The 20,552-nt window shown below is 64.8% G+C and carries 17 protein-coding genes; 8 read left to right on the top strand and 9 right to left on the bottom strand.

From position 1 onward, the window contains the following. Positions 1 to 160 precede the first annotated feature (160 nt). A complete protein-coding gene (locus tag J8F10_RS35420) occupies positions 161 to 1,045 on the bottom strand; it encodes a hypothetical protein (RefSeq protein ID WP_210662698.1) in 885 nt (294 codons plus the stop codon). A gap of 165 nt (positions 1,046 to 1,210) precedes the next feature. On the opposite strand from J8F10_RS35420, the gene J8F10_RS35415 reads away from it, so the two are divergent. Continuing rightward, positions 1,211 to 1,762, top strand: coding sequence for a hypothetical protein (locus J8F10_RS35415; RefSeq protein ID WP_210662696.1), 552 nt, complete (start codon positions 1,211 to 1,213; stop codon positions 1,760 to 1,762). A gap of 10 nt (positions 1,763 to 1,772) precedes the next feature. Here J8F10_RS35415 and J8F10_RS35410 read toward each other — a convergent pair whose 3' ends face one another. Beyond that, positions 1,773 to 2,522, bottom strand: coding sequence for a hypothetical protein (locus tag J8F10_RS35410; RefSeq protein WP_210662694.1), 750 nt, complete (start codon positions 2,520 to 2,522; stop codon positions 1,773 to 1,775). 223 nt (positions 2,523 to 2,745) lie between these two features. Here J8F10_RS35410 and J8F10_RS35405 point away from each other — a divergent pair, with 223 nt between their 5' ends. Together J8F10_RS35405 and J8F10_RS35400 are read left to right on the top strand one after the other, a co-directional pair. Next, positions 2,746 to 3,024 carry a hypothetical protein gene (locus J8F10_RS35405; protein WP_210662692.1) on the top strand — a complete coding sequence of 93 codons (279 nt, stop codon included), beginning with the start codon at positions 2,746 to 2,748 and terminating at the stop codon, positions 3,022 to 3,024. 284 nt (positions 3,025 to 3,308) lie between these two features. Further along, positions 3,309 to 3,926 carry a hypothetical protein gene (locus J8F10_RS35400; protein ID WP_210662690.1) on the top strand — a complete coding sequence of 206 codons (618 nt, stop codon included), beginning with the start codon at positions 3,309 to 3,311 and terminating at the stop codon, positions 3,924 to 3,926. 38 nt (positions 3,927 to 3,964) lie between these two features. On the opposite strand, the gene larB is transcribed toward J8F10_RS35400, so the two are convergent. Continuing rightward, positions 3,965 to 4,738, bottom strand: coding sequence for a nickel pincer cofactor biosynthesis protein LarB (larB, locus tag J8F10_RS35395; RefSeq protein ID WP_210662688.1), 774 nt, complete (start codon positions 4,736 to 4,738; stop codon positions 3,965 to 3,967). 187 nt (positions 4,739 to 4,925) lie between these two features. Between larB and J8F10_RS35390 the strand changes: the two genes are divergently transcribed. Next, positions 4,926 to 6,689 carry a hypothetical protein gene (locus tag J8F10_RS35390; protein ID WP_210662686.1) on the top strand — a complete coding sequence of 588 codons (1,764 nt, stop codon included), beginning with the start codon at positions 4,926 to 4,928 and terminating at the stop codon, positions 6,687 to 6,689. Positions 6,690 to 6,842: 153 nt separating this feature from the next. Beyond that, complete coding sequence (locus J8F10_RS35385) at positions 6,843 to 7,751, top strand: GGDEF domain-containing protein (protein ID WP_246524763.1); 909 nt, start codon at positions 6,843 to 6,845, stop codon at positions 7,749 to 7,751. A 148-nt stretch (positions 7,752 to 7,899) separates the two neighbouring features. Here the strand turns inward: J8F10_RS35385 and cls are convergent, their stop codons facing one another. After that, positions 7,900 to 9,342, bottom strand: a complete 1,443-nt coding sequence (gene cls, locus J8F10_RS35380; protein ID WP_210662684.1) for a cardiolipin synthase — start codon at positions 9,340 to 9,342, stop codon at positions 7,900 to 7,902. Positions 9,343 to 9,458: 116 nt separating this feature from the next. Between cls and J8F10_RS35375 the strand changes: the two genes are divergently transcribed. The 3 genes from J8F10_RS35375 to J8F10_RS35365 all read left to right on the top strand — a co-directional run bounded on the left by J8F10_RS35375 (position 9,459) and on the right by J8F10_RS35365 (position 13,490). Next, positions 9,459 to 10,454, top strand: a complete 996-nt coding sequence (locus J8F10_RS35375) for a zinc-dependent alcohol dehydrogenase family protein (protein WP_210662681.1) — start codon at positions 9,459 to 9,461, stop codon at positions 10,452 to 10,454. 170 nt (positions 10,455 to 10,624) lie between these two features. Then, positions 10,625 to 11,422: a succinate dehydrogenase cytochrome b subunit gene (locus J8F10_RS35370; RefSeq protein ID WP_210662679.1), complete on the top strand. Its 798-nt coding sequence runs from the start codon at positions 10,625 to 10,627 to the stop codon at positions 11,420 to 11,422. 151 nt (positions 11,423 to 11,573) lie between these two features. After that, positions 11,574 to 13,490: a fumarate reductase/succinate dehydrogenase flavoprotein subunit gene (locus tag J8F10_RS35365; protein WP_210662677.1), complete on the top strand. Its 1,917-nt coding sequence runs from the start codon at positions 11,574 to 11,576 to the stop codon at positions 13,488 to 13,490. Positions 13,491 to 13,579: 89 nt separating this feature from the next. Here the strand turns inward: J8F10_RS35365 and J8F10_RS35360 are convergent, their stop codons facing one another. From J8F10_RS35360 to J8F10_RS35340, 5 genes are all read right to left on the bottom strand, one after another. Further along, complete coding sequence (locus J8F10_RS35360; RefSeq protein WP_210662675.1) at positions 13,580 to 14,818, bottom strand: PDZ domain-containing protein; 1,239 nt, start codon at positions 14,816 to 14,818, stop codon at positions 13,580 to 13,582. A gap of 119 nt (positions 14,819 to 14,937) precedes the next feature. Beyond that, positions 14,938 to 16,032: a hypothetical protein gene (locus tag J8F10_RS35355; RefSeq protein WP_210662673.1), complete on the bottom strand. Its 1,095-nt coding sequence runs from the start codon at positions 16,030 to 16,032 to the stop codon at positions 14,938 to 14,940. 854 nt (positions 16,033 to 16,886) lie between these two features. Then, entirely contained in the window at positions 16,887 to 18,377 is a 1,491-nt protein-coding gene (locus J8F10_RS35350; RefSeq protein ID WP_210662671.1) for an FHA domain-containing protein, read from the bottom strand. Between the two features lie 165 nt (positions 18,378 to 18,542). After that, positions 18,543 to 19,382: a hypothetical protein gene (locus tag J8F10_RS35345; RefSeq protein ID WP_210662670.1), complete on the bottom strand. Its 840-nt coding sequence runs from the start codon at positions 19,380 to 19,382 to the stop codon at positions 18,543 to 18,545. Positions 19,383 to 19,706: 324 nt separating this feature from the next. After that, positions 19,707 to 20,507: a hypothetical protein gene (locus tag J8F10_RS35340; protein WP_210662668.1), complete on the bottom strand. Its 801-nt coding sequence runs from the start codon at positions 20,505 to 20,507 to the stop codon at positions 19,707 to 19,709. Positions 20,508 to 20,552: the final 45 nt, after the last annotated feature.

The following is a 20,552-nucleotide window of genomic DNA, read 5'->3' as shown; positions in this document are numbered from 1 at the left end:
AAGAAGACCGGGACAGAGAGCAGAAGGCAGAGAACTGAGATCAGAGGGCAGGTATCAGAACGAAGAAGACGGAAAGCTGAGGATAGACGTGTGTTGGTTGAATCCCGGGTGGGCGACCGGGTAAGCCGTCAGGGGTGCGGGGCACCCCAGTGGGACGGTTCTATTTCTTCAGCGCGCCGATCTTCGATTTGAGCGTCATCGTTCCGCGAACCGCGATCGACCCGGCGTCGGGGATTTCGGCGGCAATATCGAGGTCGATGTCCGCGGTGCTGTCCTCGAATTCGACGGTGCCGTCGATGCACGTGTCGATGGTGATTTTCATTACCATCTTACTGTCCGCTGTGGTCCGGACGAACTCCTCGCCCGTGCCGATCTCGGTCACGACCATCGTCACGGTGAGTTCCATGACGCCGAACTGTGCCCCGGCCCTCTTGTAGACCTTCAGGAGCTTCCCTTCGATCGTCGATTTGTCCGCGTCGTATTTGGCTTTCCCGTCGCCGAGCGCCTGGAACAACTTCTCGCTTTTGGCGCCCGCTATCTTCCAGCTCTGGCCGACTTTAACGGCTTCGGCGGGCATGAGGTCTTCGTTCGTCGGTTCGTCGGTCTTTTTGTCGCGGTAAGTCTTGACCAGGTCCGGGGCTTCGTCTTCCGTGAGGGGCTTCCCGTCGATGCTGAGGACGTACTCGTTCCCCTTCTTTTCAATGAGGACCGTTTTCCCGGCGTACACGGTCTTGGTCGTTTCGCCCTTCTCGGTCTTCTCGGCGACGGTGTACGTGCGCTGCAGTTTCGTGACCTGTTTGGTGGCGGCATCGATTTCCAGGATTTCCTCGGTGTAGGTCTCTTTCAGGCCGCTCGCTGTGTTTTCTTCTTTCTTCAATCCGTCAGTTTCGAGGACCGTGCTGGCTTTGCTGCTCTCGCTCCGCTCGTGCGTGTTCTTGGTGCCTTCCTTGCTCTTGTAGAGCTTGATGGTGTAGGTCTCGTCGGCTGCTCTGCTGGTCCCGGCGCTCAAACCGACCACGAGAACACTCGCTAGTAACGCCCGCATCGGACTCCCCCCGCGCTGTTTTTGGTGTGGCCGGGCGACGTGCCCGGTCTGCCAAGCGAGCGGGAACGCGGGGCGAGTGTTACCGGATTTTTGCCCCACGAACGGCCCGACCCGTGCGGGAGTACCGTCCGTTCAAAATGCGCTCTAACGTTGGGGAGAAGGTGAATGCGGTTCGCGGTTCTGCCCGATCCGAATCGAGGGTTCATGCGCGGCTGTCAACTCGTTCGAGACGGTGACCGGCTCACGATACGCCCCACCCGGGGCACGGTACTTGTACCGGTTCTCGCCTGCGTTTTCCTCGGCGGCGCTTGGGTCGTTGCGGGGGTTCGCGCCGCGCAACTCCCGCCCGCCGATCTCAACGCGCTGGCACGCGAACCGATCACGTGGGGGTACGCGGCGCTGAGTTTCGCGCTGCTCGTCGGCGCCGGCGGGTGGTACTGGGCCGTGTCCGGCCCGATTGTGCTGGACAAACACACGAAAAGACTGGAAATCGACCGCCGAAGTGAATCACTCGTGGGCGCGGCCGGAGTCGCACTGACTGTGTCATCTTCGAGCGATTCGGCCGACAGTCATCACATCGAAATCGTTTTCGCGGATCGCCGCGTGCGCGTCGGGCGGGTGGGGTGGACGGATGAAACGGACCGCGCCCGTGCGGAAGCGAACGCGGCCCGGATCGCGGACTTCCTCGGTGTACCGGCCCCGCACGCGGCGCGTTGAGCACCGCGTGCTACTCGTTCTCGTCGCCGTGGTTGCGTGCTGCGGCCTGGCGCGACGCCACGCCGACCGGCAGTAACTTCGGGCGCGGGACCACGACCCCGGTGATGCCGCCGTGCGTGTCCCAGAGGTCGCGGTAGCCCGTGCGCAGGAACGCGAACACCCCGGGCTCCGGGTGCCCGGCGAGGTAGTCGTCTACCAGTTCCGCCATCCGCGAGTCGTACAAGTCCTTCGAGTGCGAGTGGACCGCGTAGCGCCCGGGGTGGCGCCGGAGGTCGCCATCGAACGCCGGCGCGACGTGGTACAGTTCGTGGAACACCGTGATGAGCTTCTCGCGGAACGGCTGGTCGATGAACCGCGGTAAGCAGAACGTGAGCACGTACAGCATCTCGCGGCCGTTCACGAAGAACCGCTGCACCTGGTAATCGGTCGGGCCGTGGCGCCGGGTGAGCGCCCCGTCGCGGAACCGGAGCGGCGTGACCCGGGCCTGGAGCCCGTACCGGCTGCGGTTGCGGCTGGGCGTGAATGTGACCAGCACGCGCGGCATGTGGACGTGGTGCAGGGGTTCGCATCGGGCCACCACGTCTTCGCACAGTACCCGCATTCCCGCGGTGAAATCCAGGGGCGCTCTGGCGGCCCGGGCCGGGACCGGGGGCCGCGCGCCGTCCGGGAGCACCCAGCGCGCCGGGAGCGGGGAGCGGGCATCCCACCGCAGTTCGAGCGGTAACGGGTGCGGGCGGCTGGGGTTCCGTGCGACGGTCATCCGTCAGATCGTCCATCTGGGGGGCGACAAGCGACAGGGTGCCATGCTAGGACGGAACCCCAACTCGGTCAACGACGGAACGCACCCCGGTACCGAACCAACTCGCACGGGCGCAAAATTTAGTTGAAGCCGCAGTACCACTCCGGTCGATACAAGCGGCATCACCGGTCACCCGCGCGTTGGGGCGCGTCGGGGCCGCGATGGAACGGGAGTGAGGATTCAGATGCGAACCAATCGGCGGTGGCTGGCGAGCGTCGCAGCCTTGCTCGGCCTGACCCTGACGTGCTCCAGCGGGTGCCAAACGGTCATGGGCGGCATGACGCTGCCCAGCCCGCGGTACCTGGAGCACTACCCACAATACTTCGCGCCGGACCCGGCGTTCCCGCTGCCGCGCGAGCTGGCGAGTCAGGAAGACCCGGAGGGCGCAGCGCGCCGCGGGGGCGCGATTGGTGGCGGCCCCGCCCCGGTCGCTCCCGGCAACCCGGCGCCCGGCGGGCGCTAACTCGACCGAACTTCGGTTCATCTCGACACGAGCGGCAATCGCTGCTCGTGTCGGCGTATTTGGTGAACGATGGCGAAATCCACCCGCTCGTTGACACTCGCGGTTCGCCAAAAGGCTCGGGCGAACCGCGAGTGTCAACGAGCGGGTGGTCCCACTCCGCGGGTCGGCTTGATTCCGCTTCTACTCACCGCTATTGCCCCCAACCGAAACGAACGAGTCCCAGCCGGGCGGCACGGATGTCGCGAGGTGGAACCAGTTCCGGTCGAGTTCGGGGGAACGGAAACATGGCGCAAGGAACGCGCGGGCGATGGGTGCGGGGCGCGGCGGCCGGGTTGGGGGTGCTGCTCTGCACCGGCCTCGTCGGGTGCATGAACACCGACAAGGATAAGAAGGACAAACTCGTCACCAAGCAACCGGGGCCGGGGCTCCCGGGCACGCCCCCGATCGGGGCGAACGGCCAGTCGATCACCAAGACCGGTGGGGCGCCGGCCTTCGGCGCGGGTGCCAGCGGTGGCGGCATTCAGCAGACCGGCGGAATCACCCCGCAGCGGTACGGCAGCACCGGCTCCAACTCGCTGACGAGCCCGCCCCAAACGTTCGGTAACACGTCGGCTCAGCCCGGGAACCCGGGAACGATCGGTGCGCCGGCCAGCCCGATCGTGCCGAGCGTGTACCCGAGCGGTTCCTCCCCGATTGGTGCCGCTTCCCCCTCGGGGGGATTTGGGAGCGTGCCCTCGAACCTAAAAGACCCGCTCGTGAGTAACGGCCCCGCGTTCCTCGACGCGCCGCTCCTGCCCCCGCCCCCGCCCGGTTCCCCCACGGCTTCCGGCACCCAGTTGGCCGTGCAACCGCCGCTCGCGCCCGGCCCGCTCTCGCCCGCGAGCATGCCGCCGGCGCCTTGAAGGGCGCGCCCGGTAACGAGTGCCGCGAACCGCCCGAATCACCCACGGGCGCTCGGTGTTTGAAGGCGCTTCGTGAAGCGGGCGGCAACGTAGCCCGCCTTGAAGCCCGCATCAATGTTCACCACGCACACGCCGGCCGAGCAACTGTTCAGCATCGTGAGCAGCGCCGCGACGCCGCCGAACGCGGCCCCGTAGCCGATGCTCGTCGGGCACGCGATCACCGGGCAGTCCACCAGCCCGCCGACCACGCTCGGCAGCGCCCCGTCCATCCCCGCGACCACGATCACCACGTCCGCTGAGGTGAGCCGCTCGCGCTGCCGCAAGATGCGGTGCAGCCCGGCCACGCCCACGTCCACAATGAGTTCCACCCCCGCGCCCATCACCCGCGCCGTGACGAGCGCTTCTTGCGCGACGGGCAGGTCGCTCGTACCCGCGGTGACGACGCACACCCTACCGACCGGGGCCGGGCGCTCGCCCGCGAGGGGCAGCCAGAAGGTGCGCGCGAGCCGGTCCTGGTCCGCGTGCGGGAAGTGAGTAGCTAGGTGGGCCGACTGCTCCGCGCTTACGCGCGTCACGAAGCAGTCCTGCCCCGCTTCCGAGAGCCTCCGAACCGCCCCTTCTACCCACTCGGCCGTCTTCCCCTCCGCGAACACCACCTCCGGGAACCCGCACCGCTGCTGGCGGTCCAAGTCGAGCGTGGCGAAGCTCAGCTCCGCGACCGACGCTCGCCCCAACCGGGCCGTCGCGTCGGTCACGTCGATCGCCCCGGTGCGCACGCCTTCCAGGAGTTGCTGCAATTCGTCGGAGGTCATTACCCGTTCCTTGCTTGATGGTCTCTACCGCCCGGAACCCCGCCCGTTCTTGCGCGGCTCGAGAATTCAACTTGAATGAATTCTGGAGACTCGCGCGAAATACTGAATTCTTCTACCGGCACAGCCGATACACCCGATACAGCTCGCGCCCACGCGGGCGCTCCGTTCCGCACGCCGGGGATGAGTCATGACGTTCGCCGCCGCCGCCCTGCTCGGGCTCACGATGGGCCAGCCCGTCGGCTCCGACTACCACGCAATGAACGCGCGGAACATCAAGCTGCCCATCGATTACAAGAAGGACCGCAAGACGATCCGGCACGTCGTCCTCTACGTCGCCCGTAACGGCGAGAACACGTGGTACCAGGAGGGGTTCGTTACGCCGGACAAGGACGCCTTCGTGTTCGTCGCGAAGGACGACGGCGTGTACTGGTTCAAGATGCAGATCGTGGACTTGAAGGGCAACAAAGACCCGGCCGAACTCACCAGCGACCCGCCGGACCTGAAAATGGTGGTCGACACCACCGCGCCGCAGGTCCGCGTGACTGATGCGAAGCGGAACGGCGCCGAGATCGTCGTCAAGTGGGCCATCGAAGACAAGTTCCCGAACGACGCGGGGACGAAGGTCCATTTCCGCGCCACGAACAACCCGAACGGGTTCTGGCAGGAAGTCACGATTCACCCCTCGTCGCCGAACGGCGTGGGGTTCTCGAGCGGGATCACCGAGGGCGTGACGGTGAAGATCACCGCCGTGGACGTCGCCAAGAACGTGACCGAGATCACCCACGACTTCCCGGCGGGTAACGCGAACGCTTCCACCAGTCTTAAAGAAACACCGCCCGCTCCGCCCGCGGGGACGGGTGCCGTGGGCGCGGGGGCTTTTACTCCGCCCCCGCCGTCGAACCTCGTGCCGGCCGGTCCCGGCCCGGGTACGCCCATCGGCCCTCCGATTATCCCACCGGGACCGGGGCCGGTGTCCCCGCAACCACCGGTCGTGCCGACGTTCAAGCCGGAGCCGCCCGCCGGTACGCCGTTGCCGAGCAACCCGCTGCCCGGCACCCCACCGTTCACTGGGCAGGGGCAGCCGCTGCCCAGTAATCCACCGCTAACAGGTGGCCCGGTGCAGACGGGCGGTCCGCAACCGCTCGCGACCGTCGATCCGAAGGCCCCTCCGCTTCCCGCCCCTGGGGGCGCGACCCCGGCCGGTGGGTGGAACGGCGGTACCAACCCGATGGTCGAATTGACGCGCGCCCAGGCCATCAACTACCCGAAATTTGACCTCGGCTTCGACCTCGAACAGCGCGGGCCGTCCGGCATCAGCCGCGTCGATTTGTGGGTGACGCGCGACGACGGGCGCTCGTGGAGCAAGTGGAGCCAGCACGACGGCAAGGGCGGGGCGGTCCGCGTGTCGCTCGACGCGAAGGAAAACCCGCAAATCGAAGGCACTTACGGGTTCCGCCTGGTGCCCGTGAGCGGCGCCGGGTTGAGCGAGCGCGAACCGGCCGCGGGGGACGCGCCGGACATGCGCGTGGTGCTCGACGTGACCCCGCCGCAACTCGAGTTGTTCGCGCCGGTGTCCGACCCGAACGCGCTGGACACGCTCATCATTCAGTGGAAGGCCAGCGACCGCAACTTCGGCGACGACCCCATTACCCTGGAGTGGAGTGATTCCGCGACCGGGCCGTGGAAGCCGGTCGCCGCCACCGGGAACGAGCCGGTGGTTCGGGCCACCGGCATGGACGCCCCGATCGCGAAGCGCCTGGCGAACACCGGGCAGTACGGGTGGCGCGTCCCGGTGGGCGTCCCGGCCCGCGTGTACCTGAAGGCCACGGCACGCGACGCGGCCGGGAACGTGAAAGAGATTGTGACCCGCGAACCGATCCTCGTGGACCTTACCAAGCCGCGAGCGAAGATTAATGGCATCGTGTCGCCGCCGATTGTACCCCGGCAATAATTGTTCGCGTCTGTACTAAATTGCGGTTGGTAAGTTCTGTGCGGGAATCGAGTCAAACCTCCCGGAAGAACCGGGCGCGTTTGACTCGCCCCGGTTCTGTGACCTACTATTGTGCTAGTGGCTGAACAACCCACTCCCCGACTAGCACCACCAATGTCGTCGTCCGGGCGCGTCATCGCCGAGAAGGTCACCGAGACGTGGGTTTCCACGCCGAAGAAACTGTTTACGGCCAAACGCGAAGCGTGCCTGGTTCACATTTACCCGACCGGCCCGACGATGGGGTGCCGGTACCCGCTCACCGACCGGCCGCTCGTCCTCGGGCGCGGGGAAGACAGCGACATCCGGCTCACCGATCACTCCGTTTCGCGCAAGCACGCGCTGATCGAACCGGCCGTGGACGGCTACCACGTGTCCGATCAGAACAGCACCAACGGCACGTTCGTTAACGACAAACAGCTCGAAACCTCCCGGTTGCTCAGCGACGGCGACTACCTGCGGGTCGGGAACTGCCTGTACCGCTACCTCGCGGGCGGGAACATCGAGGCCGAGTACCACGAAGAGATCTACCGGCTCACGATCCTCGACGGGCTGACGCAGATCCACAACCAGCGATACCTGGACGAGTTCCTGGAGCGCGAGGTCGTGCGGTCCCAGCGGCACCACCGGCCGCTCTCGGTCCTGGCCATCGACATCGACAAGTTCAAAACGATCAACGACAGCCTGGGCCACCTGTGCGGCGACTTCGTGCTCCGCGAACTGGCGGGCGTGATCCGCGGGATCGTGCGCCAGGAAGACTTGTTCGCCCGCTCCGGCGGTGAAGAGTTCGTCGTCGTGTTGGTCGAAACGACGCTCGAGGGCGCGCTGCAGGTCGCGGAGCGCATCCGCGAAGCGGTGGCCGAGCACCAGTTCCGGTTCGAGACCACCCCGGTCAACCTCACGATCAGCATCGGACTGGCGAGCACGATGGGCGACGACAACGCCAGCACGACCGACCTGCGCCACACGGCCGACCAGAAACTGTATGAGGCCAAGCGCACGGGCCGCAATCGGGTTTGCAGCTAATTTATGAGAATGCCCCGATCGGGCGAAAGAGCACACGGGGCGGTAGACCGGTGTTACAACCGCCGACGGAAGAGGGGTTTTGTCTTCGCCCCGGAGGGGCCGTCTGGCGTAGCACAGGGCGGGAGCCCTGTGCGCTTTGGGCTTCGGGTCACAACACCGGGCTAAATAGCCGGCACGCATTCTCGGCGAGGCGCCCCACCAGCGGGCGGGTCGCGTACACGTCCGGGTCGAGTCGCACCGACCACTCCAGGTCCGCCAAGTACGCCTCTTCCAATCCCTTCACGACGCCCGCGTCGAAGAACTGAACGTTGCACTCGAAGTTGAGAAACAGGCTGCGGTTGTCCGTGTTCGCGGAGCCGACGGACGCCCATTCGTCGTCCACCAGCACCAACTTGCTGTGCAACATGCCCCGCGTGTACTGGTACACTTTCACCCCCGCCGCGAGCATGTCCGTCCAGTAGTACCGGGCCGCCAGGAACGGGAGCCATTTGTCCGGGCGGCACAACCCCAGCAGTCGCACGTCGACCCCGGACCGCGCTGCGATCACGAGGGCGTCGCGGAACCCCGCATCGGGCACGAAGTACGGGCTGGCGATCCACACCCGCTCGCGCGCCCGCAGAATGGCCGCGACGTAGGTCTCGCGGATCGCCTTATACTCCGCGTCCGGCCCGGACGCGACCACTTGTGCGAGCACCGTTCCCGGCGCGCGTTTTTCGGGCGCGGGGAAGTACCTGCCGCCCTTCACGGCCTCGTTGGTGGTGAAGTGCCAGTCGTCGAGGAACGTGTGCTGGAGTCCCTCGACAGCCGGCCCCGCGATGCGGAAGTGCGTGTCGCGCCAGTAACCGAACGTCGGGCACTTGCTGAGGTACTCGTCGCCGATGTTCAGCCCCCCGGCGAACCCGGTGTGCCCGTCCACGACCAGGATCTTGCGGTGGTTCCGCAAGTTCACCCGCAGCGGGTTCACGAGCGGCAAAAACGACGCGACCCGCCCGCCGTCCGCTTCGAGTTCTCGCAACAGGCGCGACGACAGCCCGTATGACCCCACCCAGTCCACCAGGAACCGCACTTCCACCTTCCGCTTGGCACACGCGCGCAGCGCGTTAATGAACCGCTTCCCGGTATCGTCCGAGTGGCAAATGAAGAACTGCGAGTGAACGTGGTGTTGCGCCGATTCGATCGCTTGGAGCATGGCCTCGAACGCGGCGTTGCCCTCGTGGTACAGGGCGACGGCGTTCCCCCCCGTGACCGGGAAGCCGTCGCCGTGGTGCCCCAATTTGGCGAGCACTTCCAACTCGGGCCGAACGCCCGCGGACGGGCCGCCGGTGCGCGCGGTGAACGCCTTGTACGCCTTGCTCCGCTCCCGGCGCCGGCGCAACCGGCGGTGGACGGTCTGGTAGCCGAAGACCAGAAACAGGAACGCGCCGAAGAACGGCACCAGCAGCACCGTGAGCGACCACGCGATCGCCGACATCGGTTCGCGCTTGATGTGCATCACCGCGAGCAGCGTGCCGACGGTCAGTAGCACTTCGGTCAGCAGCAGCCAGCCGGCGATATCTGGCCAGAACGCCGTGAGGAAGTCGGAAAGGGACATTCGCACTTTCTTCGTTGGGAGCGATCGCGGACCGGCGCGCCCGCGGAGCCTTCACAACCGCGCGCGGATAGATACTGAATGTATCATCGCGAGCCCCGTTCCGCTGAGGAAGCGCTGTGAAACGTGTCGTGTTCGATCGGGTCGGTCCGCCGGCCGAAGTGTTGCGCCTCGAAGACGACGTTCCGGCCCCGCAACCCCGGCGCGGCGAGGTCCTGGTGCGCATGCTCGCCAGCCCCGTGAACCCGTCCGATCTCATGTACATTGGGGGGAAGTACGGTCTCAAACCGCAGTTCCCCGCGACGCCCGGGTTCGAGGGCGTGGGCGTGGTGGAGGCGACCGGCGGCGGGGTGCTGGGGTGGTTGCGCAAGGGCAAGCGCGTCGCGGTGATTAACGACCGCGTCGGCAACTGGGCCGAGTACACCGTCACGTCCGCGCGCCAGGTGATCCCGGTCCCGGACGCGATGAGCGACGAGCAGGCCGCATCGTTCTTCGTGAACCCGGCGACCGCGCTGGCCATGACGCAGGACGTGCTGAAGGTCACGCGCGGCGCGTGGGTGCTCCAGAGTGCGGCCGGCGGGGAACTCGGGAAGATGGTGATCCGGCTCGGGCACAAGTTCGTGTTTCGCACGATCAACGTGGTGCGCCGGCGCGAGCAGGTCGAGGAACTGAAGAAGCTCGGCGCGGATCACGTCATCGTCGAATCGGACGGCCCGATCCCGGAACAGGTGCGGAAACTCGTTCCCGACGGCGTGCGGTACGCGATCGATCCTGTGGGCGGCGAGACGGGCTCACAGGTGATCGCGTCGCTGGCCCACGGCGGGCGGTGCCTGTTGTTCGGCTCGCTCTCGGACGAGCCCATTTCGGTTCACCCGCGCTACTTCATCGGGAACGATCTCAGTGTGGAGGGCTTTTGGCTCGGCGCGTGGGCCAAGAAACAGCGCATCCTCACGATGCTGAAGCTGTTCCGCCGGATGCGCGAACTGATGAACGAGGGCGTATTACAAACGCAGTTCGCAGCCACCTACCCGCTCGAAGACGTGCGCAAGGCGGTCGAGCACGCCGCTACGCCCGGCAAAGGCGGCAAGGTGTTGCTGAAGATCGGCGTGCGGTGACATTGCTGCGCGATGTCACAAGTTGCGCTCCGCGCGGAGTTTCGGTTCGTGTCCCGGCGCCGCGCCCGGAACCGCGGTGCGCGGGAGCTCGCAGCAAATCGCATCGCCGGTTCGTTGAGCAGCGCTAGAATAGGTGTAGCCGTCCCCGAACACGCGAGACGCAGGTGCCGATGTCATCCACTACCGTCCGCCACCCGAAGGGGCCACCGGCCCTCAAGTCCGACCGCCAAGCAGCCCCGTTCTTGCGGGCGTTCTTCGACTCCAGCGTCGGTGCGAAGGTCACTGTTGCGCTTACCGGCTTGGGGCTGGCCGGGTTCAGCGTCTTCCACATGATCGGCAACCTGAAAGTGTTCCAGGGGCCGGACGCGATCAACAGCTACGCCCACTTCCTCACGCACAGCCTGGGCGCCCTCCTCTGGATCGCACGCGCCGGGCTGCTCGCGATCTTCCTGTTGCACCTCGCACTCGCGATCCGCTTGAAGCTGCGGTCGCGCGCCGCGCGCCCGATCGGGTACGCGTACCCGGGCAGCGTCCAAGCGACGGTTTCCAGTCGCACGATGATCTGGAGCGGGGCCGTGGTCGGGCTGTTCGTCCTGTTCCACCTCGCGCACTTCACACTGTTGGGCCTCCAATCGGTGGAAGTGGAGCCGGGGAAGGTCGTGAATTACCTGGAACTGAAGGACAAAGACGGGCGGCACGACGTGTACAACATGGTCGTGGCCGGGTTCACGACGCCGTGGTTGGCCGTTCTGTACATCGTGGCACAGGTCGTGTTGTTCGTTCACCTGCTGCACGGCGTCCAGAGCGCGTTCCAAACGCTCGGGCTGAAGAACAACCGGTTCGCCCCGCTGATTCGGCTGCTGGGTGTCGCGATCGCGGCCACGATTTTGGTGGGTAACCTCGGGATCGTGATCGGTGTTTGGGCCGGACTCGCCCCGCCGCTCCTGCTGTACGGCAAGGCCCTTTGATTTGAAGAGTCGGGGTGAAGAGGGGGCGGGTGAACGGGCGAAGACGTTCACCGATCGCCTCGCACCGAGAGCCGCGCCGCCCGGTTGCCGGGCTCCTTTCACCCGCTCGCCCCTGTATCTCTTCATCCCTTCTCTTCGCCGAGAGTGAACCATGCAACTTGACGCGCGCGTTCCGGGCGGGCCGACGGCCGAGAAGTGGTCGCGGTTCAAAAAGGACCAGCGGCTCATCAACCCGGCCAACAAGTCGAAGTACCACGTCATCGTGGTCGGCAGCGGGCTGGCCGGTGGGAGCGCCGCGGCCTCGCTCGCCGAACTCGGCTACAAGGTCTCGTGCTTCTGCTTCCAGGACTCGCCCCGGCGCGCCCACAGCATCGCGGCGCAGGGCGGCATCAACGCCGCGAAGAACTACCGCAACGATGGCGACAGCGTCCACCGGCTCTTTTACGACACCGTGAAGGGCGGCGACTTCCGCTCGCGCGAGGCGAACGTTCACCGGCTCGCGGAAGTGAGCGTGAACATCATCGACCAGTGCGTCGCGCAGGGCGTGCCGTTCGCGCGCGAGTACGGTGGGCTGCTCGATACCCGCAGCTTCGGCGGCGCGCAGCTCCAGCGCACGTTCTACTGCCGCGGGCAAACGGGTCAGCAACTCCTGCTCGGCGCGTACCAGGCGCTCAGCCGGCAGATCGGGCTGGGCGCGGTGAAGATGTTCCCGCGCTGCGAGATGCTCGACCTCGTCGTGGTCGACGGTAAGGCGCGCGGGATCGTCACCCGGCACCTCGAAACGGGCAAAATCGAGTCGCACACGGCCGACGCGGTGGTGCTCGCGACCGGCGGGTACGGCAACGTGTTCTTCCTCTCGACGAACGCGATCGGGTGCAACGTCACGGCCACGTACCGCGCGTACAAGCGCGGCGCGACGTTCGCGAACCCGTGCTACACGCAGATCCACCCGACCTGTATCCCGGTGACCGGCGACCACCAGTCGAAGCTCACCCTCATGAGCGAATCGCTGCGGAACGACGGCCGCGTGTGGGTGCCGAAGGACAAGGCCGATTGCGGCAAGCACCCGAGCGAGATCCCCGAGGCCGCGCGCGACTACTACCTCGAGCGCAAGTACCCGAGCTACGGCAACCTCGCGCCGCGCGACATCGCGAGCCGGGCCGCGAAGGAGGCGTGCGACGACGGGCGCGGGGTCGGGCCGGGCGCGCGGGGGGTGTACCTCGACTTCGCGACCGCGATCGCGAAGCAGGGGCGCGCGAAGATCGAGGAGAAGTACAGCAACCTGTTCGAGATGTACGAGCGCATCACCGCCGAGAGCGGGTACGAGCGCCCGATGCGGATCTACCCCGCCGTCCACTACACGATGGGCGGGTCGTGGGTGAACTACGAACTCATGTCGAACGTACCGGGGCTGTTCGTGGTCGGCGAAGCGAACTTCTCGGACCACGGGGCGAACCGGCTCGGCGCGTCCGCGCTCATGCAGGGGCTCGCCGATGGGTACTTCGTGCTCCCGTACACGCTCACGCACTGGCTGGCGGGCGAGAAGCCCGGTGTGACGCCGACCGACCACCCGGAGTTCAAGCGGACCGAGGCCGAGGCCACGGAACGCATCAAGAAGCTGCTCTCAATCAAGGGCAAGAAGACCGCGACCGAACTGCACCGCGAGCTCGGCAACGTGATGTGGGAGAAGGTCGGCATGGCCCGCACTCGATACAGTCTGGAATCCGCGATCGTGCGCATTCAGGAATTGCGGGCCGAGTTCTGGGCGAACGTGAACGTGCCGGGCAGCGACGCGGACCTGAACACCGCGCTCGAGCGGGCGAACCGCGTCTCCGACTTCATGGAGTTCGGCGAACTGCTGGCCCGCGACGCGCTGGTGCGCGAGGAGAGCTGCGGCGGGCACTTCCGCGTGGAGCACCAGACGTCCGACGGCGAGGCGCAGCGCGACGACAGCAAATTCTGCCACGTCGCCGCGTGGGAGTACGCGGGCGAGGGCAAGACCCCGATCCGCAACGAGGAACCGCTCGTGTTCGATGCCATCAAGCTCGTCGAGCGGAGCTACAAGTGATGCCGGAGAAGCGCGCGACTTGGAACTGCCGGACGTAAACACAGTGGGTCGGGCGACAACCGACCCGCGAGCACCGGTCCTGCCTGCGGCTATTTTTCCAGTCCGTTTTTGAAGTAGACGATGCGGTTGATCTTCTCGTTACCGCGCGTGATGTGGAAAATGCCGGCTTCGAGCGCGACCGAGTACCGGAGCTCGCGGCGGAAGTCGTTGGCGGTCTTGATGACCTTGTCGTTCACCCGCGTGACCACGTCGCCCTCCCGGATGTCGTACTTGGTAAGCGGCGACCCGGGCGTGAGTTTGGCGATCGTCAGCGCCTGACCCTTGAGGGCGGCCTCGGCACCGAGGTCCGCGGTCTCGAAGAACCGCAACCCGAACGGGTTCTCCTTTACGCCCCCTTTCTCAATAGTTTGTTTGTTCCCACCGTTGACCTTAGCAATTGGCACATCAACCTTCCCGCCCGCGAGCAGTAGGCCATTGTGGGAATTGGTCCCTTTCGCCACGATATCGCCCTGCGCGTAGAACGTAGAACTCGTACACCCGAGCCCTTTCTGGCTCCGAATCGATTCTCGCGCAATAATCGTCGAGTACCCCCCGTCGACGGCATTGACGAAGTCGATGTTGCCGTCGCACACGACCAGTGACCAGGTGCAACTGTCCAGGGTGAGATCCCCGTTGTGGAAGAGGTAGCAGTTCTCCCACAAACTGTTCCGGGTCGTGCCCTTGAGTTCGTCGCGCGTCAGGGTGAGCCAGTAGAACCGGGTTTGGTTCGTGGCGTCGCAGGACTGCGCGCGAACGTAGGCGTGGCCGATGTGGTCGGTCGTGACCTTGCCCCGGGGCTCGTGGAACTGGCGCAACCGCTCCACCTCAATGTGATCCAAAAAGTGTTTGGCTTCGGGTCCGCCGAGTTTCTGGGGGACCGGGCGGATCGCTTCGGCGAAGTCCATGAGCAGCTTGGCGAGCGTGTTGGCGTCGTCCGGTTCGGGGAGGTGGATGGCGGTGTCGACGAGCAGGTCGTAGCGCCCGGCTTTGGCCCACTGGGGCACGCGCTTCATGTTGCGCTTGGCGCGCTCGGCGTCGATCAGGGCCAGGGATTCACTCGCGCGCGTGTTGTCCTTCCCGGCGTCGGTTGTGCGGTAGTGGCGGATGTACGGTTCCGCGTCGGGTAACTGGGCGAGCGCCCGGGACGCCTCCAGGCGCTTTTGCGCGTCGGCCCCTTTGAGCTCGGCTAGTGCGCCCGCGAGTTCACGGGGCGGGGCCTCGAGGGTCACGGCGGTCCGCGGCGCTTTACTATCTTGCGGTACGCCCGGCAGCGGTGCGGGAACCGCCACGAGCGCACTCGCGCAGATGACGAAAACGGACTGAAAGCCTCGCCTGATACACATATGTCCCCTCCGAGTGCGTTAACTGCCGAAGGAATAAGGTCGTGACAGTTGGGCGTTGGATCGAATTACGGCAGCGGATCGTAAATTCGATCCGCGTTGGTTACACCGGTGCTGCCAGTGAGGTAGATCCACGTGTCAGGATTTACAAGGATTTCGCCGTGGTACGCGATGATCGGGCCAAGAATTGATGCGCTGTTTTGATCGAATGTTGAATTATATATTTCTACTTTTTGATATTTGATATATAAGGCTCCTCCTTTGCCTGCTGAATTGCCCGAGAATTCAACCCCGTCGATAATGGCATTGGCCGTGGATAAGAACAGCGCCCCGCCTTTACTAGTCGCGGAGTTGCAAACCGCCGAGCCACCGATCATCTTGAAAGTTATTACGTTTGCATTGCCACCTGATATGTACGCGGCTCCGCCTATGTCTGCTTGGTTGGCAAGTAGATGTGAGTCGTATAGCTCCGCTAGCGATTGAAAATTAATTGAGATTGCGCCGCCCTTGGCTCCTATGGCTTTGTTGTTACTTAATGTGCTCGAGTAAATCTTGAGTTGCCCGTTCCCGGTAACCCGAATCGCGCCCCCTTCGAGACCGGCGCCGATGACTTCGTTCTGATCCACCACGCAATTCTTGAGGACCAGGCCCGAGCTGGCACCCACATAAACAGCTCCGCCCTGGTTTGCTTGGTTCTCGAATAGATTTACGTTTTCGAGTGTGAGATTGGCTGCATTTTGACCAGAATTTGCAACAGAAAACGCCCCGCCGCGTGCGAAATTGATCGGCGAATACCCGCTGTCGCGGATTGTCATGTCCTTGAATGTTACGGCACAAGCGGCTACGTTCGGCGTGTCGGCGATGCTGAAAAAGCGAAACCCCGCTGTGGCCGTATTGCGCGTAATGGTGAGCAGATCGCGGCCGGGGCCATTAATTTGAACGAAACAATGGATGTCTTCGATGGGGGCGGTCAGAACGATTGTTTTTGGCGCTGGTGGGGGTAGAGGTGGAGGGGCGCCTTCGCCCTCTTCCACGGTCGCGGTCGCGGTGACCAGGAAGGAAATGATGGTCGGATTGAGTGACGTGCTGAAAGTCGAGTTCGCTTCCTCAATTGCCGAGCGGAGCGTTACCTCCGGTACCAATTGATTGTTGACGAGAACCATGTTTCCGGTCGAAGCGACTCCGTTGCCGCGATTCGAGTCCCCGAGGTCGCCAACGCTGTTGACGACGAATAGGGCCGGTACCTCTCTCGCCTCGAATTGCTCCAGCCCGAGGCGCGCCCTCGGTTGGGGCGCGGGCCGCCGGAGCGCACTCTTCCGAGCCAATGATTGGCACAACCGAGCTGCGAGCTTGCGGATGGTGAGCGACATAGTCTCGTGCTTTTTAAGGTGATGGATCTGGCACGGGAGAGGTGATTCGCGTTCAGCCTTCGCTACAGTAATCGGTACGCGCTGGCCGGTCAATCGTAATTGGTGCGAAATTTTTCATTCGGATGCGCACGAATCATGCAAACAATCGTCTTTAGGTTTTCTGTAGCGATTAGGGCGTCGGCACGTGGGGTGTGCTCGATTCGCACTGGCGATTGTCAGGCCGTTTTTGGATGCAGTGACGGCATTCCTGCGACAACCATCTTGGTGGTGGGGCAAATCGATTGTGATCTCTTGTTCACTGGTTTATAATTGATGCTGTAGAGCATCCGGTCCGAATTTTTATTCCAAAGTTGGGTGCGATCGGGCCGGAAATCATGGCGATGTGAGCAAATGTTAGCCTCGGTCCGTCGCCGAAGTGGGGTTGTTGGGAGGGTCACAATGCAAAAAGACCGGAACTATCAGCAGTTGGCGCATTGCCACTCGGCGTAACACTCGGGCGGGCCGCCCAAGGGCCAAGAATGTTAACAATTGTTAGTCGGCCGGCAGTTTGAGATGGACGGATGTAGAATTTATTGAGCTAATGATTTGCTGATAGCTGCGGTTGCTGTGCCCGAGATCATCGATTCAGCAACCCGCGGGCGTGTCTCCTACAACCGCCCGCTGACGGGTTCGACCGCGAACGTGAAGGCGTCGCACGACACGACGCAGGGGAGCGGCAGGACCGCGCGGTCGGTGTGTGGGCGGTCGTCAATGGTGAAGCGGCAATCGGGAACGCGCACGCTCAGCCCGTCGCGCGAGCGGTAGATCAGCACCGGGGCGGGCACTTTGAGTGGGACGTGCGCGTCCGGTTCCGGCCCCAGAATCAGTTCATTGCCCATCAAAAGCACGCCGTCCACCGCGACCGGCAAGCGGTGACCACTCGTCAACTCCAGGCGTACTGACGAACTGACCGCGACGGGCCGGTGGAACAGGAACTGGCAGCTCGCGCCGAGCGTGACGCGGTCGTTCGTGGACAGCACCGCGCGCTTCGTCTCGGTCCCGTTCACGCGGATGCCGCGCCCGGACTCGATGACGTACCCTTCCGGGTCGCGCGTCATCTCCGCGTGCGTGCGCGACACGTCCGCGAACAGCGGCACGTCCACCGGGCCGTCGGCGGTCGCCTGCCCGAACGTGACGCGGCTCGACAGGCACACCAAGTACCCGCCCACACCATCGACCCACAACAGGAAGCGCTTCGGGAGCGCGGCCCCACCGGTGGACGAGAGCGACGCTGCGCTCGACGAACGGACGAGGGGGTGCTCGGGGGGCGCTGGTGGGCGGACGGAGTCCCACCGCGTTTCGCGCGCGCCTCCCACGGCCGACGTGCTTCGCGCTTGAGCCGCCAGTGTGCCGTTCGCCGCGGGTGGGGGCGGGAGGGAGACGACGAAATCGGCCGTCTCCGGCGTCGCGACCACCCACGCTTTTCCGCGAACGGCCTTCGCTTCGCGGTGGTCCGGCGCGACCGCGAGCACCTCTGCTGCCACCGCGACCGCCTCGCGCCAGCGCTTCGCTTCGGCCGCGTCCAGCAGGCGCGCGACCGCTTCGCGGAACCGGGCGTGCCGGTTCTCCACTTCGCCGCGGAACCGGTCCAAACCGGTCGCGGGGCAGGGGAGCTTGGGGCCGATGCGGTCGAGTTCGGCGACGGCCCGCAGGAACTCCCCGCGGTCGGCGAGTTCGGCGGCCTGTACCCAGTCCTGCGCGGCCGTTTCGAGGCGCTCGAGGTCCGGGTGACGCACGCCGCGGTCGCGGATCTTGGCGATTTGATCGATGGTGTCGATGGGGCGCCCGGCTTCGAGCATCGCCTTCGCCTGCACAACCGACAGGCGCGCGAGCGCGTACCGCAGGTCCGTGACGGCCTTCTCACCGGTGTTGAGCGATTCGGCCGCGAGCAGGTCGCGCCACGCGGTCTCGGGGTTGTGTTGGTCGAGGGCTTTGTGCGCGCGGGTGGCGTAGGCCCGCACGACCTCGCGGGCCAGTTTGTGAGCCTTCCGGTGCCCTTCGGCCATGAGCGGTTCGAGGAACCGGTGCGCCTCGTCCGGGCGCCCGGCGGCAACCGCTTCCTGAGCCTGACGCAGCACCAACCACGGGGACGCGGGCATAAGCGAACGGGGCGCTGAGGGTGTCTGGGGCGAGGTGTCAGTTTACCATACCCTCGAAGTTGGGGCACGGAATTCGGCACGCGGAACGAAAACACGAGCTTCGGCAACGAAAAACGCCCCGGTCACGGGGACCGGGGCGTTCGGGGTTGTTGCACGGACCGCGGATCAGTCGACCAGCGGCAGCTTGCTGTCGGTGTCGGTTTTGGAGGTTTCCGGCTTCTTGGCCGGGGCGTTCAGCGGGGCCATGATGTCGTCCACGCTCTTGCCGCCACCGTTGCTGGTCGAGGCCGGGGCGTCATCCAGGGCGGACGGCAGCAGCTTCAGCTTCTCGCGCTCCACCGCGACGCGAGTCTTCAGCTTCTGCATGTCTTCCTTGATCTTGGCCAGCCGGGTGTCGTCGGTCTGGTACTTGCTTTCCATCTGCTGGAGCTTCAGGACCGCGAGTTCGGCTTCCATCGCGTCGACCTGATTGGCCAACTCGGACTTCTGGTTCTTCATCGTCTCGAGCTGCTTTTCCAGCGTGTCGCGCACCTTGATGCGGTTGGTGAGCAGCGACTCGTGGGCGTCCAGCGACTTCTGGTTGGTGCTGAACCGCTTCACACCCTCTTCCAGTTCGGCCTTAGCCGCCGAGACGCTGAGCGGGCGGTTGCCGAACGAGATCGCGTAGGTCGGGTCTTTCTCGGCCTTCGTGATCGTCGCGGCGCGAGCGCTGAGCAGTTCCTTGTCCTTGCTCTGCTTCGCGGCCATCGCGTCAACTTTTTCCTTGAGATCGTTCACTTCCACTCGCTCTTTGGCGAGGTGGTTGACCAGCGTCTTGACGTCCTTGTCGAGCAACCCGACCTCGTTCTTGAGGCGACCGATTTCCTTCTCCGGCGGGATGCTGTCTTCGGCTTGTTTCGTGGCCGACTGCCATTCCGATTTGAGGAATGATACGGCTTTTGTCCCCTTGAGTGCGACGACGGCAACGAAGCCGACTACCGCCAGGATCACCATCTTTTTGAGCATCGCAGACCCTCACGTTGGAAGTGCCAGCCGGCCGTCCCGAACACCGGGCACCTGCCGTTCATACCAGATTCTTCGCTAGCCGCGTGACCGCATTTAACCGCGTTTGCGCCGAATTTTGTTTTGCTCCCAGAATTCGGAACTTCCGATACGCGCTCGCGAAGTCCGACGCTCTCCCTCGAAACTCGTTAATAACTTCAAACCATTGGAGTTAGGGACCGGAAACGTTGGGAGTTAAGGGTCCCGGCGAGTTGGGCCGGTGTTTCGATTTCTTGGTGGTTGCGACCACCGCCACGCGGACGCCACGCGGACGTGCCCCGTCCCTAACTATGGCATTTTAACCGCTTTTGCCGCGCACCGCGCGAGGAATTTTCGGTCGGCCTCGTTGAGAGTAGGGGCGGGGAACGTGCCGAGTGGCTCGGGACACTCCCCGGTGAGTTTGCCGCACAGGAACGCCGCCGTCAGAAACGCGCCCAGCGCGGACTGGTGATTGCCGTCCCAATCGTGCAGTGGGAGCGACGGGCGCTCGGAGAGCGCGATGTCCCACGCGCGCCCGACGCCGGCGAGATTTACGCCCGCGTCGCGTGCCATCTCCGAATAGACCTTCTCCTGGCGCGAACCGTCGCCGGGTTTGTCCTTCAGTCCCCACTCGGAAAAGAAGAAGACCTTCGCGCCGCGCGACTTCGCCAGTTTCGCAAAGCCGGTGCCCTCCGTGCGCGAATACTCGTGCTTGCCGCCCGTGCTGATCTTCTGCGCTTGCAGCACGACGAACTTCCACGGGTGTGACTCGATTTCTACGCGGTAGCTCGGGTTCCGCTCGACGTCTTCGAGGAACCCGACACCGAGGGTGTGCGCGTAAGTCGTTTTCCCGGGCTGTCGAAACTGAATCATCTCACAGACGAGGTTCGGTAAGTCGTGGCTGGACGTGTGACTGTTGCCGACGAACAGGATGCTGTAATCCGCCGATCGCACCCGGCCGGGGTTGGGTGGCACGCTGACCGATGAGACCGAGGGGGCGCTTGGGAGCTCGGTGAGGCTCGCGGCGGGCGCGTGCTCGGCGTTGCACCCGCACCCGGTTAACAGCGGGAACACCATACACAACACGAACGGCTCGAAGTTGTGGCGCAAATGGGCCTCCGAGGTTGGGTTGATTCTGGTCACTCGCGGAGACGA

The sequence above is a fragment of the Gemmata palustris genome (genome assembly GCF_017939745.1).
GTDB lineage: Bacteria > Planctomycetota > Planctomycetia > Gemmatales > Gemmataceae > Gemmata > Gemmata palustris.
The sequence above is the reverse complement of the archived record's forward strand: the minus strand, read 5'-3'. Positions and strand labels throughout refer to the sequence as shown.

Bases quoted from the DNA above. Each gene is read 5' to 3' on its own strand.
- J8F10_RS35420 (WP_210662698.1), bottom strand. From the start codon at position 1,045: ATGCGGGCGTTACTAGCGAGTGTTCTCGTGGTCGGTTTGAGCGCCGGG.
- J8F10_RS35415 (WP_210662696.1), top strand. From the start codon at position 1,211: ATGCGGTTCGCGGTTCTGCCCGATCCGAATCGAGGGTTCATGCGCGGC.
- J8F10_RS35410 (WP_210662694.1), bottom strand. From the start codon at position 2,522: ATGACCGTCGCACGGAACCCCAGCCGCCCGCACCCGTTACCGCTCGAA.
- J8F10_RS35405 (WP_210662692.1), top strand. From the start codon at position 2,746: ATGCGAACCAATCGGCGGTGGCTGGCGAGCGTCGCAGCCTTGCTCGGC.
- J8F10_RS35400 (WP_210662690.1), top strand. From the start codon at position 3,309: ATGGCGCAAGGAACGCGCGGGCGATGGGTGCGGGGCGCGGCGGCCGGG.
- larB (WP_210662688.1), bottom strand. From the start codon at position 4,738: ATGACCTCCGACGAATTGCAGCAACTCCTGGAAGGCGTGCGCACCGGG.
- J8F10_RS35390 (WP_210662686.1), top strand. From the start codon at position 4,926: ATGACGTTCGCCGCCGCCGCCCTGCTCGGGCTCACGATGGGCCAGCCC.
- J8F10_RS35385 (WP_246524763.1), top strand. From the start codon at position 6,843: ATGTCGTCGTCCGGGCGCGTCATCGCCGAGAAGGTCACCGAGACGTGG.
- cls (WP_210662684.1), bottom strand. From the start codon at position 9,342: ATGTCCCTTTCCGACTTCCTCACGGCGTTCTGGCCAGATATCGCCGGC.
- J8F10_RS35370 (WP_210662679.1), top strand. From the start codon at position 10,625: ATGTCATCCACTACCGTCCGCCACCCGAAGGGGCCACCGGCCCTCAAG.
- J8F10_RS35365 (WP_210662677.1), top strand. From the start codon at position 11,574: ATGCAACTTGACGCGCGCGTTCCGGGCGGGCCGACGGCCGAGAAGTGG.
- J8F10_RS35355 (WP_210662673.1), bottom strand. From the start codon at position 16,032: ATGGTTCTCGTCAACAATCAATTGGTACCGGAGGTAACGCTCCGCTCG.
- J8F10_RS35350 (WP_210662671.1), bottom strand. From the start codon at position 18,377: ATGCCCGCGTCCCCGTGGTTGGTGCTGCGTCAGGCTCAGGAAGCGGTT.
- J8F10_RS35345 (WP_210662670.1), bottom strand. From the start codon at position 19,382: ATGCTCAAAAAGATGGTGATCCTGGCGGTAGTCGGCTTCGTTGCCGTC.